The organism is Massilia timonae CCUG 45783, assembly GCF_000315425.1.
Classification (GTDB): Bacteria; Pseudomonadota; Gammaproteobacteria; order Burkholderiales; family Burkholderiaceae_D; genus Telluria; species Telluria timonae.
The window spans coordinates 2,327,669-2,342,036 of sequence record NZ_JH992922.1; the positions used below are offsets into that span (position 1 = coordinate 2,327,669).

General features: G+C 61.1%; 12 protein-coding genes and 1 pseudogene. 5 read left to right on the forward strand and 8 right to left on the reverse strand.

Annotated features, from left to right (window positions below; translation table 11 throughout):
- Window positions 1–223 precede the first annotated feature (223 nt).
- Window positions 224–1,141, forward strand: coding sequence for a lipase family protein (locus HMPREF9710_RS27820; protein WP_005665940.1), 918 nt, complete (start codon window positions 224–226; stop codon window positions 1,139–1,141).
- Here the strand turns inward: HMPREF9710_RS27820 and HMPREF9710_RS09845 are convergent.
- Entirely contained in the window at window positions 1,121–2,455 is a 1,335-nt protein-coding gene (locus HMPREF9710_RS09845; protein WP_040775003.1) for an IS4 family transposase, read from the reverse strand. The genes HMPREF9710_RS27820 and HMPREF9710_RS09845 overlap by 21 nt on opposite strands.
- Between HMPREF9710_RS09845 and HMPREF9710_RS27825 the strand changes: the two genes are divergently transcribed.
- Genes HMPREF9710_RS27825 through HMPREF9710_RS27070 form a run of 3 tightly spaced genes read left to right on the forward strand, consistent with a single transcriptional unit; the run spans window position 2,456 to window position 5,110 of the window.
- On the forward strand, window positions 2,456–3,460 hold the full coding sequence (locus tag HMPREF9710_RS27825) for a hypothetical protein (protein ID WP_157225468.1): 1,005 nt from the start codon (window positions 2,456–2,458) through the stop codon (window positions 3,458–3,460).
- Between the two features lie 41 nt (window positions 3,461–3,501).
- Window positions 3,502–4,857, forward strand: coding sequence for a T6SS immunity protein Tli4 family protein (locus HMPREF9710_RS27830; RefSeq protein WP_005665943.1), 1,356 nt, complete (start codon window positions 3,502–3,504; stop codon window positions 4,855–4,857).
- Window positions 4,850–5,110 (forward strand): PAAR domain-containing protein, encoded by a 261-nt coding sequence (locus HMPREF9710_RS27070; RefSeq protein ID WP_081589879.1) that lies wholly within the window; start codon window positions 4,850–4,852, stop codon window positions 5,108–5,110. Before HMPREF9710_RS27830 ends, HMPREF9710_RS27070 begins: the two co-directional genes overlap by 8 nt.
- Before the next feature lie 113 nt (window positions 5,111–5,223).
- On the opposite strand, the gene HMPREF9710_RS09855 is transcribed toward HMPREF9710_RS27070, so the two are convergent.
- From HMPREF9710_RS09855 to HMPREF9710_RS09865, 3 genes are read right to left on the reverse strand one after another with little or no spacing between them, the layout of a single operon-like run.
- The gene (locus HMPREF9710_RS09855) at window positions 5,224–6,672 is read right to left on the reverse strand and encodes an efflux transporter outer membrane subunit (protein ID WP_005665946.1); all 1,449 of its coding nucleotides are present in this window, start codon (window positions 6,670–6,672) and stop codon (window positions 5,224–5,226) included.
- Window positions 6,669–9,827, reverse strand: a complete 3,159-nt coding sequence (locus HMPREF9710_RS09860) for an efflux RND transporter permease subunit (protein WP_005665948.1) — start codon at window positions 9,825–9,827, stop codon at window positions 6,669–6,671. The genes HMPREF9710_RS09855 and HMPREF9710_RS09860 overlap by 4 nt, the downstream gene beginning before the upstream one ends.
- Window positions 9,828–9,850: 23 nt before the next feature.
- On the reverse strand, window positions 9,851–11,173 hold the full coding sequence (locus HMPREF9710_RS09865) for an efflux RND transporter periplasmic adaptor subunit (RefSeq protein WP_005665950.1): 1,323 nt from the start codon (window positions 11,171–11,173) through the stop codon (window positions 9,851–9,853).
- A 167-nt stretch (window positions 11,174–11,340) separates the two neighbouring features.
- Here HMPREF9710_RS09865 and HMPREF9710_RS27075 point away from each other — a divergent pair.
- A pseudogene (locus HMPREF9710_RS27075) lies at window positions 11,341–11,928 on the forward strand (TetR family transcriptional regulator); the annotation flags it as partial.
- 56 nt (window positions 11,929–11,984) lie between these two features.
- On the opposite strand, the gene tnpC reads toward HMPREF9710_RS27075, so the two are convergent.
- The 4 genes from tnpC to HMPREF9710_RS28510 form a co-directional block, all read right to left on the reverse strand.
- Window positions 11,985–13,505 (reverse strand): IS66 family transposase, encoded by a 1,521-nt coding sequence (gene tnpC, locus HMPREF9710_RS09875; protein WP_005664133.1) that lies wholly within the window; start codon window positions 13,503–13,505, stop codon window positions 11,985–11,987.
- A 57-nt stretch (window positions 13,506–13,562) separates the two neighbouring features.
- A complete protein-coding gene (gene tnpB / locus HMPREF9710_RS09880) occupies window positions 13,563–13,904 on the reverse strand; it encodes an IS66 family insertion sequence element accessory protein TnpB (protein ID WP_005664131.1) in 342 nt (113 codons plus the stop codon).
- Window positions 13,901–14,197: an IS66 family insertion sequence element accessory protein TnpA gene (tnpA, locus tag HMPREF9710_RS09885; protein WP_005664128.1), complete on the reverse strand. Its 297-nt coding sequence runs from the start codon at window positions 14,195–14,197 to the stop codon at window positions 13,901–13,903. The genes tnpB and tnpA overlap by 4 nt, the downstream gene beginning before the upstream one ends.
- A gap of 35 nt (window positions 14,198–14,232) precedes the next feature.
- Window positions 14,233–14,368, reverse strand: a 136-nt coding sequence (locus HMPREF9710_RS28510) for an integrase core domain-containing protein (protein ID WP_503826221.1), incomplete at its 5' end; no start/stop codon positions are given.

A 14,368-nucleotide genomic window follows, 5' to 3' on the forward strand; every position in this document is an offset into this window, starting at 1 on the left:
TTGCAAAGGTTTACAAGGGCGCTGGCAAGTCATTGAAAGTAAACGGGATTTTCAGCCGGCGTGGTGAGGCTGGCGGACTTGTGTATAACGAGGTGCATTGAAGGGCGTACCACCGCCGACGGGATGACACAGGATTTCACTTCAGATATCCCGTTCGGCAGATATACGATCGAAGCGTTGGACGACTAATGCTGCACGTTGGAATCTGTCAAGAGAATACGAAATGAATTCTTCATTCAGGCCTTATGGATACAAACTTCCTGTGAATCCGCAGCAAAAGCAAGGGAGCATCGCTCAAGGATTCGTTACTCCGAAAAAAGACCGAACTCCGCAGGTGCAGTGTATTCCTCCTAAGAGAGTGTTGCCCATCGTTTTTATTCCCGGAATTATGGGTTCGAACCTGAGGATGAATCAGAAGCGTCAGGATAAACTTAAACAAAAACATAATATATCCTGGAGGCCAGATAATTCCACAGTCACAATTCAACAGTTCGACGATACGCCTGCTGAGAGGCAGAGTCGGCTCGATCCCAAAATTACGGAGGTCGACATTTACGAGCCGGAGCATAACAGGACGGGAAACTCTACAGAAACTGCCGATCAAAGAAACGAAGCGGTTCGGTACTCAAATGGATATGGGGGATGGCGTCGTCTCGATGGGCCATTATTGCAAGGCGATTTGCCAGGGTCTAAAAACGGTCGCACACAGGATCAAAAGGCAAGAGCGCGAGGTTGGGGGGAGGTATATTTCGGAAGTTATCAATCGATTCTAGCAACGTGCGAAAATAAACTGAATTCGGCATTCTCCGGTGGGTCTTTGGAGAGATATCTTGGGAATCATATTGTGGGCGTAGATCCCTCAAAATGGCAGGCGCATCCGAATTTTTCAATGAAGCCTCTTGATGAAAATTACATTCGTGAGGCGGTCAAGGAGTGTTGGTTCCCGGTTCACGCTATGGGATATAACTGGTTGAAAAGCAATCGGTTGTCCGGCATTGCAATTGCGAAGAGAATCTGCAGCTTGATTGAGAATTATCGAAAACAGGGATTTGAGTGCGAAAAGGTAATATTGGTCACTCATTCAATGGGTGGTTTAGTGCACCTCGTTATACACAACTCGTCAGTCTCCAAGTTCGCGTAGTGCTTGAAGGGTGAGAGCTGAGGCGCGCACGTCGCGCAGCCCTTCCCAGAGGGTCTTGGCACCAGGTTCGCCATCACCTTTTCGGCCCAAGAAGCCGCCCGCGCGGGCGATCAAGCGTATTACTTCGTTTAACGCCGGGTTGGGCTGGGGGCGTAATTTGTTGAGCAAGTAGGCGCCGCGTATCTCATCGGGATCAAAGAACAAGTGGGCATCCAGGTTCGGGCAGGTACGGCCCATGCGTACCAGATAGGCAATGCGCCAGGCTACGACCAAGTACAGCGCCAGTGCGCGCTCGATGCGCTCGATCGTGCCCAGCTGAAGTTCCTCGACCTTGCAGCCGTTCTTGAGCACATTGAACAGCATTTCAATTTCCCAGCGGGCGCGATACCAGTCGATCAATTCGGCCACCTCGGCCGCGCTGGTGGCGACCCGGTTCGTCAGCAGGCGCCATTCGATCGGCTTGACGCCGGCCGGAGCGCCGTGTTCACGCGCCACGATGCATGTGGCGGTCACCACCTTGCCCTTGCCCGCGTTCAGTTCGACCCGGCGTGCCCACAGCTGCTGGCGCACGATGCGCGCCTTGGCGCCCGGCCGCGCGGCCAGCGCGAACTCGATTTCCCCCAGCGGCGCGCCTTCCGTGGCATGCGGCCACAGCTTCTCGCTGTTGGGCAAGCAGCGGTTGTGCGCGGCGCGCACCAGCCAGTCCACCGGGCAGTCGAGCTGCTGCGCCCGCGCCATCAAGGGCAGCATGTCCGCCTCGCGGTCGGCCACATACACCAAGCGCGTGGCGGGCAGGCGCGGTGCCAGTTCCGCCAGTCTTTCGTAGCCTTCGATCCAGCGCAGGCTTTCCTTGGGGCCGCCGCGCTGGCCGTTGGTGTCGCGCAGCGCGCGCGCCCACATCCACACGTCCAGGATCCCCAGCGGCTCGCGCGCCGTCGTCACCGCGTAGGTGGGGTGGACGTACATGCCGCGCTGCGCTTCATAGCTGAGCGGTCCGAGGCCGCGCGCCTGCTGTCCGTTAAAGTCCAGTTCGGTCGTGTCCTGCAGACACAGCACCACCGACTGCTCGGCCATTCGCTGTTCCGTTTGCTGCCAGTGCGGCTCCAGGATTGCCCGCCAGTCGACGCCGTCATTGTCGAAGAAGCGATACGCGGCCATCGTCTCACCCCAGCCGTTACAGGCCTTTGGCACGCTCGCCGTCGGTGCCCCCGCCATTGTTTCCATCAGTGTCCTCGCTCGCCGGTTCAGGCGCGCGTCGCCCAGGTCGAGTTGCTCAAACTCCGAATCGGTCCATCCCTTCGATTTGCTCGCCAATTGCGCCACGCAAAAGACGAGAGTAAACGCGATTTTGCAAAGGTTTACAAGGGCGCTGGCAAGTCATTGAAAGTAAACGGGATTTTCAGCCGGCGTGGTGAGGCTGGCGGACTTGTGTATAACGAGGTGGGTTTAGTGGCTCGCGCTGCAATCCATTCAGGGATAGGGAAAATCAGCGATAAAGTGCTGGGAATTGTTCATGGGGTCATGCCCGCAGTGGGTGCAGGAGCAGCGTACAAGAGAATGCGCTGCGGTGTTGAAGCGTCATGGTATAGCCTGCCAGCCAATATTGGAGCAGGAGTCTTAGGGAATAATGGAGAGGATGTTACCGCTGTTCTCGCCGGAGCGCCAGGCGCGCTAGAACTGCTTCCCAGTCGGTTTTATGGAATGCATTGGCTTGAGCTGAGGAAAGGTGAGAACATCGTTAATAGCTGGCCCGAAAAATGTCCTTATGAGGAAATCTACAAGGTGACCGGGAAATGGTATGGCTTATTTAAAGAGGAGTGGATCAACCCAGCTGGGCTGGTGAATGCGGGAGTCTCGCAGACCTTAAGTCATTTGGATGGTGCTCGAATGTTTCATGAAGAAATTGCTGATGTATATCATGAGAATAGCTACGCACATTACGGCTCTGATGTTGACAGAAAGGCTTGGTACAAAGTTGTTTGGAGAGCGGAATCTTCCGCACGATTCAAGCACGGCGACTCACTTCGAGTTGTAAATGATGATCGAAGGGGGGAACTCCGATTGGTCAACACTGCAGAGAAAGAAGGGACGACTGCAGGCTTAGAATTCGATGTTGAAATGCAGGCTGCCGCGGAGGCAGGTGATCAAACCGTTCCTTTGCATTCCGGCGATGCTCAGCTCAGGAGTGGAAAGTTCAAGGGAATTTTTAGGCAATCGGGTTATGAGCATCAGGCAAGCTACGACGATCCTGCAGTAATTAGTGCTACTTTGTATTGTCTATTTAAAATTATTTCTGAAATGAAATGGTCTAAATCATGAGGAAGTTCTCGTTGGGCCATAATTCATGGAGTATGGCATTGATGCTTTCAATTGCTGTTGCTGCAGGGGCGAGTTATGCGTTCGGATATTTTACGGGAGATTTCATGAATAATTCATCTGATCGCATTGCTGGCATGTTTGAAAAAACTCGCTTAGCGTGTTTTGGAAGATTCGTAATTGCTGTTCCAGAAAATTCGATCATAATCCATGGGGCGGCACAATTGGATGGTGAGTTCAACGTTCATCGCGGTCAAGCAGAAAGTCTAGATGAAGTTTTATTTTCCCGCCTTCAGGAAGTGAAAGACGAGAAAGAGTATCTTTCTGATGCTCAAATAAAGGAACTACCATTGGTTGGTGAAGTGCTAGATGGTCTCTTGCCTGGTCAGAAACTAGTTTTCGGAGCAAGAGGAACAATCGGCTACACCATCCACTCTTACATGCCATTGGGAAGTGATCTATTTGTGCTGGAGGTAGATGACGAATCGAGGAAAGAGACTAGAGTCCAAGAGATGAATAATTTTGCCATGCAGTTGCGGCTGCGTGGGGATGCTGAAATTCCAGCTGGACCTGGATTTTGCATTGATGGCGGCTTCATTGATATCAAGCCAGAATACGAAAACACCGCCCTTGGTCTTCGCTTTAAAGAGTTTCCAGATGTCAGTTTCTCGATAAGAATGCGAAAAAATCATAATTATTTGCAAGAAAGCAGCAGCCCCTCGGCCTTACGCAAAAATGCCAAGGAGCGCGCTAGTGCTATTCAGCTCGCAAGCTTCTTCTCTCGTGTTACGACGTTGCGCGAAGGTCGTCGTCAACTTAACGGTTGGGAAGGCGAAGAAATCCTTACTAGAAGACCGGAATACAAAGACGATACTGATGCACACGAATTTAGGTTCTTCAGCGTTGGCCAGCGTCACGATGCCCTGCACCCGCTATTGGACATCCGTATGGATACTGGGGTGAAAGAAAACGCCAGAGCCAGTGTCAGGCCGAGCCTTACCGACGAGGCGGCATTGGCATTGTGGGACAAGCTCCTCCCGACTATCCGTGTGCGCCGGCCAAGCGACGCCACGCCGCCGCCTGCACCGCCGCCCACGGTATCGCTTGAAAGTGTAAGGAAGTCTGGAGACATATGTCCTCAATCCGGATGGTGGGAATGCCTGGAAAAGCGGAAAATTGAGGGAGAAAGGCGTCGACTCTTCACGGCAGGCGACAAGTTGCCACCTGTGTTGGCTGATGGCGGCGCGAGTTTATGGAATACGCTGATCGGTAACACGCACCAAATAGCAACGGTGGAGTGGAAGTTAGTCGAATATGACCTGCCATCTGTATTCTCGGTCGAGACAAAAGGCGCTGGAATTCCACAAGCAGGCAACGATGCGAAGGTAGACGATGCCTAACGTGATTCGCTTGAACGACCCCACCAGTCACGGCGGAAAAGTAAGCAAAGTCGCCGCTACGCACTTCACTGTCGGCGGTCTTGCCGTGGCGTGTGTCGGCGACACATGTACTTGCCCTGTACATGGTCCAGTCACTATTGTGGAAGGAGAGGCAAAACACACCATTGGCGGTCTTCCCGTCGCTTATGAAGGCCACAAGACCAGCTGTGGTGCGACGCTGGTATCAACAGTGAACAACTTCAACCACAAGTGATCAGGAGCGGATTTCCGTAGCGATGTCAGATCAAACGGTATTCTTCTTTATCGCTGCCCCCAAAAAAAACCGGGCCACATGGGCCCGGTCCGTATGACAGCACTTTCAGCAGCTTAGCGCGCCGCCACCGGCGTGGCGCCGTCGGCCGGCGCCGCCGGCTCCGTCCATCCGCCACCCAGCACGCGATACAAGGTCACCTGATTCTGCAAGCGCAGCAGATTCGCCTGCACCGACAACTGCTGCGACTGGAACAGCGAACGCTGCGCATCGAGCAGGTCGAGGTAGCTGGCCGCGCCGCTGCGGTAACGCAGGTCGGACAGGTTGAAGCGGTCGGCTTCGGCCTCGGTCACCGCGGCTTGCGCGCGCAGCTGTTCGCTGAAGGTCGCCTGGCCGGCCAGCGCGTCCGCCACTTCGCGGAACGCGGTCTGGATCGATTGCTCGTACTGCGCCACCGCGATGTCGCGCTGGGCCCTGGCGCTGCCCAGCGTGGCGCTGTTGCGGCCGTAGTCGAAGATCGGCAGGATCGCCTGCGGCGCGAAGGTCCAGCCCCAGGTGCCGCTGTCGAACAGGCCCGACAGCTCGTTGCTGGCGCTGCCGGCGGTGCCGGTCAGCGTGATGCGCGGGAAGAAGTTCGCGCGCGCCGCGCCGATGTTGGCGTTGGCCGCGATCAGCTGCTGCTCGGCCGAACGGATGTCCGGACGGTTGGTCAGCAGGTCGGACGGCAGGCCGGCCGGGATGTCGGGCAGCTCGGTCTTGGCCAGCGTGGCGCCGGCGCTCACGTCGGCCGGCAGCGGGCCGCCGACCAGCAGCGTCAGCAGGTTGATGTCCTGGGCCCGCAGGCGCTGCTGCTGGGCCAGGGTGGCGCGGGCCGTCTCGACCAGCGAACGCGATTGCTGCAGTTCCAGGCGCGAGGCCACGCCGTTCTCGAAGCGCAGCTGGGTCAGCTTGTCCGATTCCAGGCGCGTGTTCAGCGTGTCTTGCGTGATGCGCAGCAGCTCTTCGTCGGCCAGCAGTTGCAGCCAGGCGCTGGCCACCGACGAGATCAGGCTGATCTGGGTGGCCTTGCGCGCCTCCTCGGTCGCCAGGTATTGCGCCAGCGCCGCTTCGGACAGGTTGCGCACCCGGCCGAACAGGTCGAGCTCGAAGGCCGAGACCGACAGGCCCGACTGGTACACGCTTTCGATCGGCTGGTCTTCGCCGGTGGTCTGGCGGTTGCCGCTGATGCCCAGGCCCACGCTCGGCAGGCGGTCGGCGCGGGTGATGCGGTATTGCGCACGCGCCTGTTCGATATTGGCGATCGCCACGCGCAGGTCACGGTTGTTCACCAGGGCCGCATCGATCAGCGAACGCAGGCGGGCGTCGGTGAAGAACGACTGCCAGGCCACCGTGGCCGGGGCGGCGTTCAGCACCGGGCTGGTCGACTCGGTCGCCGCCTTCGGGGTTTCCGGGAAGGCCGCAGCCACCGGGGCCGCCGGACGTTCATAGTCCGGCGCCAGCGAGATGCAGCCTGCCAGCGTCATCGCCAGTGCCAGCGGCGTCGCCAGTTTGATGTGCTTGATCATGGTTTGCTTCCTTCTTCTACATGCTTCTGATGTTGAGTCGCGTACATCTTCTGCTGGCGGTCGCTGCCCTTGAAGAGCGTGCGGACCACCACGAAGAAGACCGGCACGAAGATCACGCCCAGCACGGTCGCGGTGATCATGCCGCCCATCACGCCGGTGCCGATGGCGCGCTGCGATGCCGAACCGGCGCCGCCTGCGATGACCAGCGGCAGCACGCCGAGGATGAAGGCCAGCGAGGTCATGATGATCGGGCGGAAGCGCAGGTGCGCCGCTTCCAGCGCCGCCTCGTACGGCGTCTTGCCCTCGGCCTGCAGGTCCTTGGCGAATTCGACGATCAGAATCGCATTCTTCGCCGCCAGGCCGATGATGGTGATCAGGCCGACCTTGAAGTACACGTCGTTCGGCAAGCCGCGCATATTGGCCGCGATCAGCGAGCCGAGCACGCCCAGCGGCACCACCAGCATCACCGAGACCGGGATCGTCCAGCTTTCATACAGCGCGGCCAGGGCCAGGAACACCGCCAGCAGCGAGAAGGCGATCAGGATGCCCGCGGTCGAGCCGGACAGGATTTCCTCACGCGACTGGCCGGTCCATTCGAAGGCGAAGCCGGCCGGCAGCTGGGCTGCCAGGCGCTGCATCTCTTCCAGCGCATCGCCGCTCGAATAACCCGGAGCCGGTTCGCCGGTGAGTTTCATCGCCGGATAGCCGTTGTAGCGGTTGGTCTGCATCGGGCCGGTGGTCCATTCGGTGGTCGCGAACGACGACAGCGGCACCGGCTGGCCCTGGGTGTTCAGGGCGTTGATGCGCAGCAGGTCGTCCGGCTGCATGCGCTGCGGCGCATCGGCCTGCACGATCACGCGCTGCAGGCGGCCGGCGTTCGGGAAGTCGTTCACATACGACGAACCCAGCGAGGTCGACAGCGCGGTATTGATCGCGCCGAAGGTCACGCCCAGGGCTTGCGCCTTGTCGCGGTCGATGTTCAGCTTGAGCTGCGGCGCGTCTTCCAGGCCTTCCGGACGCATGCCGGTCAGGACCTTGCTCTGCATGGCCATGCCCAGCATCTGGTTACGCGCGGCCAGCAGTGCCGCGTGGCCGTTGCCGCCACGATCCTGCAGGCGGAACGAGAAGCCGGTGCCGGTGCCCAGTTCCGGGATCGGCGGCGGGCTGACCACGAAGATGAACGAGTCGCGCACCGCGCCCATGTGGCCGGTGATGCGGCCGGCGAACGATTGCGCGTCCTGGCCTTGCTCCTTGCGCTCGTCCCACGGCTTCATTGGAATGAACGCGAGACCCATGTTCTGGCCCTGGCCCGAGAACGAGAAGCCGGTCACGGCCACGATGTTGGCGGTCTCGGGCTGCTTCATCACGAACTCTTCCAGCGAACGCAGCACGGTGCCGGTACGCTCGGCGGTGGCGCCTGGCGGCAGCTGGATGTTGGCGATCACATAGCCCTGGTCTTCGTTCGGCAGGAAGGCGTTCGGCATGCGGGTGAACATCAGGGCGACGATGGCGACCAGCAGCGCGAACACGACCATCCAGCGGCCGGCGCGCTTGAGGATGGCGCCGACGAAGCCTTCATATTTCTTGGCGCCGGCCGTGAAATTGCGGTTGAACCAGCCGAAGAAACCCTTTTTGTCCATATGATGGCCGGCTTCGACGGGTTTCAGCAGGTGCGCGCACAGCGCCGGGGTCAGGGTCAGCGCCAGGAAGGCCGAGAAGCCGATCGAGGTCACCATCACGACCGAGAACTGGCGGTAGATGTTGCCGACCGCGCCGGCGAAGAAGGCCAGCGGCACGAACACGGCGATCAGGACCACGGTCACGCCGATGATGGCGCCCGAGATCTGGCCCATCGCCTTGCGCGTCGCTTCCAGTGGGGGAAGACCTTCCTCGCTCATGATGCGCTCGACGTTCTCGACCACCACGATCGCATCGTCGACCACGATACCGATCACCAGCACCATGCCGAACATGGTCAGCACGTTGATCGAGAAGCCCAGCGCCAGCAGGCAGGCGAACGAGCCCAGCAGTGCGATCGGCACCACGATGGTCGGGATCAGGGTATAGCGGATGTTCTGCAGGAACAGGTACATCACCAGGAACACCAGCACGATCGCTTCGAACAGGGTGTGCACCACTTGCTCGATCGAGATGTCGATGAAGGTGGTCGAGTCGTAAGGAATCGAGTACTTCATGCCTTTCGGGAAGTACTTCTGCAGCTCCGCCATGCGCGCCTTGATCAGTTCCGCCGTCTCGAGGGCGTTGCCCGACGGCGCCAGCTGCACGCCGATACCGGCCGACGGCTTGCCGTTCAGGCGCGCGGTGGTGGCATAGGCCTGGCCGCCGATTTCGATGCGCGCCACGTCCTTCAGGCGCACGGTCGAGCCGTCCGGATTCGCGCGCAGCACGATGTTGCCGAACTGTTCGACGTTCGACAGCTGGCCGGTGACGATCACGGTGGCGCTGATCTGCTGGCCCTTGGCGACCGGCAGGTCGCCAATGGTGCCGGAAGCGACCTGGGCATTCTGCTGCGAGATCGCGGCGGTGACGTCGGCCGGCGACAGGTTCAGGCCGACCAGCTTGGTCGGGTCGATCCAGACGCGCATCGCCTTCTCGGTGCCGAACAGCTGGGCCTGGCCAACGCCGGTGATGCGCTGGATTTCAGGCAGCACGTTGCGCGAGGCATAGTCGCCCAGCTCGATATTGCCGATGTTCGGGTCATCCGACGACAGGATCGTAAACAGCAGGAAGTTCGAGCGCGCCTGGTCGACGCGCACGCCCTGCTGGGTCACCGCCGGCGGCAGGCGCGGGGTAGCGCGCGACAGGCGGTTCTGGACGTCGACCTGGGCCAGGTTCGGGTCGGTGCCGGTCTCGAACGAGACGGTGATCGAACCGGTGCCGTTGGCCTGGCTGGTCGATTCCATGTAAATCATGCCTTGGGCGCCGTTCATCTCGCGTTCGATGATCGAGATGACGGAGTCTTCAAGCGTCTGCGCCGATGCGCCCGGATAGGCGACGTTGATGACGATCGAGGGTGGCGCCACGGTCGGGTATTGCGCGATCGGCAGCTGCTTGATGGCGACGCCACCGAGCACCATGATGAATAGCGCGATCACCCAGGCAAAAATCGGGCGGTCAATAAAAAAACGTGCCATTGGAAAGTCCTATTCCTTTGTTCTTAGCGGCTGCTGTCGGCCGGCGTGGTCGCGCCCGCGACCGGCGAACCGGCATCCGGGGTGCGGGTATCGCCGGCACCGGCGGTGGCAGCCGCCTTGGCGCCGGCCGCGTTCGGCTGGGCCGCCGTTGCGCCTGCCTGGGCCGGCGCCTGCTGGGCGCCTGCCGGCGTCCACTGCACGGGCTTGACCGGGGTACCCGGCGGCAGCATCTGCAGCTTCTGGAAGCCGTCGACCATCACTTTTTCGCCTTCCTTCAGGCCGCCGGTGACGACCCAGTTCTCATCCTGCTGCGAAGCGATCTGGATCTGGCGCGGGACCGGCTTGTTGTCGGCGCCGATGACGGTCACGGTGTCGCCGTTCTGGCCGCCGCGGGTGACCGCCTGCTGGGGAATCAGGATGCCGTTCGGCAGCGAAGCCTGGGCAATGCGCACTCGCACGTACTGGCCCGGGAGCAGGGCGTTGTTCGGGTTCGCCACGGTGGCGCGCAGCGTGACCTGGCCGGTGCCCTGGTCGACGGTCACGTCCGAGAATAGCAGCTTGCCGCGCTGCGGCAGGACCGAGCCGTCTTCCAGCAGCACGGTGACCGGCACGTCGTTGGCGCCGCCGCCCTGCTTGCGCAGGCGCTGCAGCTCGGTGGCCGACTGGGTGATGTTGAGGTACATGGTGTCGGTCTGCTGGATCAGGGCCAGCTCGGTCGACTGGGTGCTTGACACCAGCGCGCCTTCGGTCACCAGCGCGCGGCCGATGCGGCCCGTGATGGGAGCGTTCACATTGGTGTAACCAACATTGATCTGGGCAACGCGCAGCTGGGCCTTGGCTGCGGCGACTTCGGCCTCACCTTGCTTCTGGGCGGCGACGGCGTTGTCGAATTCCTGTTTGCTGACGGCATTGGCTTCGACCAGCGGCTTGTAGCGCTCGGCGATGGCGCGCGAGGCTACCAGGTTGGCTTCGGCGCGCGCGACGTCGGCGCGCGCTGCGGCGAGCTGGGCCTGGTAAGGCGCCGGGTCGATGGTGAACAGCGACTGGCCCTGCTTGACGATGCTGCCCTCGGTGAAGGAACGCTTGAGCACCACGCCGTCGACGCGGGCGCGAACCTGGGCGGTGCGGATCGGTTCCACGCGCGCCGGCAGTTCGTTCTGCAGCGCGACGGTCTGGAAGGCGGCGGTGACGACGCCGACTTCGGGCGCCGGCATCTGCTGGCCGGCGGGGGCGCCGGCCTTGGCCGGATCGTCTTTCTTGCCGCAGGCAGACAGCAGGACCACCGCAGCCATGGTGGCCGCCGCGACCCGGGTGAGGGACATGGATGAGGAGTTGGCAGAGCGCATTACGTGTGCATCCTTCTAGTTAGAAATACTTGCCGATGTCACACCCCAGTCACTAACATATGCACGGGATGTGAGATCAACGCTGGCTTTTGCAAATAGTTTTATATACTATCACGACTGTATGTAAAATGTTTAAGCACCTTTAATTCGAGGGTTACTCAAAAGAAATGGTTCGCAGGACGAAGGAAGAAGCAGCGGCGACCCGCGACAGCATTCTTGATGCAGCAGAGATCTTGTTCGCTAAACAAGGCGTTTCGCGAACGACATTACAGCACATCGCGACTGCGGCGGGTGTAACGCGCGGGGCGATTTATTGGCATTTTGTCGACAAGGGCGCGCTGTTCAGCGCGATGATGGATCGCGCCACGATGCCGATGGACACCGCCATCCAGCAGCTGGGCGAGCGCGAGGTCGCCGACCCGCTGCAGCGCTTGCGCGACGAGCTGATGGCGGTGCTGCACATCGTCGTCAGCGACGAGAAGGCGCGCCGGGTGTTCGAGATCGCCACCCTCAAGACCGAGTTCACCGACGAGGTCGATTCGGCCCGCGTGCGCAAGCGCGAAGCGGTGGCCGAGTGGCGCGCGCGCATGGAAGCGCAGCTGACCGAGGCGCGCGCGAATGGCCAGTTGCCGGCCAGCGTCGACCCGCACAATGCGGCGACCTGCATGTGGATCATGCTCGACGGCCTGCTGCGCAACTGGCTGTTCGACCTGGAATCGTTCGACCTGATGGCGCTGGGCGGGGAGGTGATCGATACCTTCCTGGCGGGGTTGAAGGGTAAGCGTCCAACCGCTCCACCTTCACAGCGGAATCAAGCCAGCGTAGAGTCCGAAAATGGCAGCAGCGAGTCGATTCGGCTGTTCGGGCAGGTAGGCAGTTTCTCAAGTGTCTCAGCGAGCCAGCGTGCCGGGTCCAGGCCGTTGAGTTTGGCAGTGGCAAACAGGCTCTGGATGACGGCGGCGCGGCGGCCGGCGCGTTCAGAGCCGGCAAACAGCCAGTTCTTTTTACCGATGGCGATGGGACGGATCGCGTTCTCGACCGGGTTGTTGTCGATCGGAAGGATGCCGGAATCGGCATAGCGCACTAGGGCATTCCAGCGCTTGAGGGAGTGTTCGATGGCCTTGCCCGTACCACTTCCGATGGCGACGGTGCGCTGCATCGACAGCAGCCAGGCGTGCAGATCGGCCAGCGCCGGCACGGCGCGCGCCTGGCGCAGATCCAGCCGTTCGGACGGCGTTGTGTCTGCGCCGTCCTGCTCGATGGCGTACAACTGCGCAATGCGGCGCAGCGCCTCGTCGGCGACAGGACTGCTGCTGGCAGCGTGCAGGTCGAAGAATTTGCGACGGATGTGCGCCAGGCACGCCAGTTCGGTCGGCCCATTGGCAAACAGGGCTTTGTAGCCGGCGTAGTCGTCCACCATCAGGTGGCCGCGCCAGTCCTGAAGGAAATCGCGGGCGTGCTTGCCGGCCCGGCTTTCCTGGTAATCGAAGACGACGATCGGTGGCCCATCCTCCCAAGTGCCGGAGCGGTAGGCCCATAAATAGGCTTGGCGGGTCTTGCCGCTGCCAGGATCGAGCTGGCGCACCGGCGTTTCGTCGGCATGCAGGCAGCTGCGCTGGCGCAGAAGCTCGCTCAGGCGTTCGGCCAGTGGCTGCAGGGCCACGCCAATCCGCCCGATCCACTGCGCCAGTGTCGAGCGCGCCAGCGGCACGCCCTGGCGCGCGGCGATCTGCTCGATCCGGTACAGCGGCAGGTGATCGAGGTACTTGCTGGCGGCAACCCATGCCAGCAGGCCGGGTGCGGCCAGGCCACCGTCGATCACCGCTGGCGGCACCGGCGCCGCCGTCACGGTCTCGCAGGCGCGACAAGCATATTGCGGGCGAATGTGGCGGTGCACGAAGAAGCGCGCCGGTTCCACGTCGAGCTGCTCACTGACGTCCTCGCCAATCTTGACCAGGTTGGCGCCGCACTGACCGCAAGCGCACGACTCGGGCTCGTGGCGGTGCTCGATGCGTGGCAGTTCCGGTGGCAGTGCCTGACGACCGGCGCGCTTGCGCGCAGGTTTGACGCTGGCTTGATTCTCCAGCTCCTGCTCGATGGCGGCCAGGTCCATGTCGACCGCTTCCTCGAACAGCGAACGCTGCTCGCCGGTGAGCACTTCGCTGGCCTTGCCATAGCGGATGCGCTTCAGGTAGGCCAGTTCGTGTGTCAATGCCGTGATCTTGAAGTCCTTCTCGGCCAGCTGCGCCTGCTGTTGCTCGAACAGCGCCCGAACCTGCGCCAGCATGGCTGGGGCGATATCGGTCTGGGCAAGTTGATCGAGCAGGTTCATGGTGAAAGTGTAGCGAACCGGTCCGACGTTTACAAGCGAAACAGTTTACGTCGGCATCTATAGCCGCCACTGTGCCGGCGCCTGGGCCGACAGGCGCTGCCAGTCCACGCCCATCACCAGCCACTGCCACTGCTCGGCACTGAGCTGCCAGCAACTCTCGCCCGGCTGCGGCCAGACGAACTGGCCCCGATGCAGACGGCGCAGGCACATCCACACGCCAGTGCCATCCCAGCTCACCACCTTGATCCGCGTGCGGCGCCGGTTGCTGAACACGTAGGCTGTCCCATCGCAGGGCGCGCGGCCCAAGGCCTGCTGCACGTGCAGCGACAGTCCGTCGATGCCGGTGCGCATGTCGACTGGCTCGACAGCCAGCCAGATCGATTCGGGCAGCAGTTTCACCGCAACTCCTGCAGTAGTCTGGCCAGCCAGGCGGCATCGACGCCGCCATCCATGCGCAGGCTCCAGCCCGAGGCGCTGCGCAGTTCCAGGGGAGTCGAAGAGCCTGGAGAGCCAATGCGCACCGGCAGCAGCTGGGTGCCACTGGCCATGCGCTCGATGCGGCGCACCCAGTATCTGAGGCGCTCCACGCCGATATTATGCTCGTGGGCATAGGCTTGGACAGGCAGTCCGCTGCTGCGCCAATGCGCGACATGCTCATGCCAGGTCGATGCGGAAATGCGTTGACGGGTCATGGGATCCTCGAAGTAGAAAACCTCGAGTCTGCATGTCATCGCGGCGACATTACAGGTGGTTGGGCTGCACGCTTACCGTGATTGTAGGTCCACAACCAGTTGGTAGCAAATTCCTGGATCTCTTCGAGCGTCTCGAACAGGTGATGCGCAAGCCAATCGTAACGCACAGTC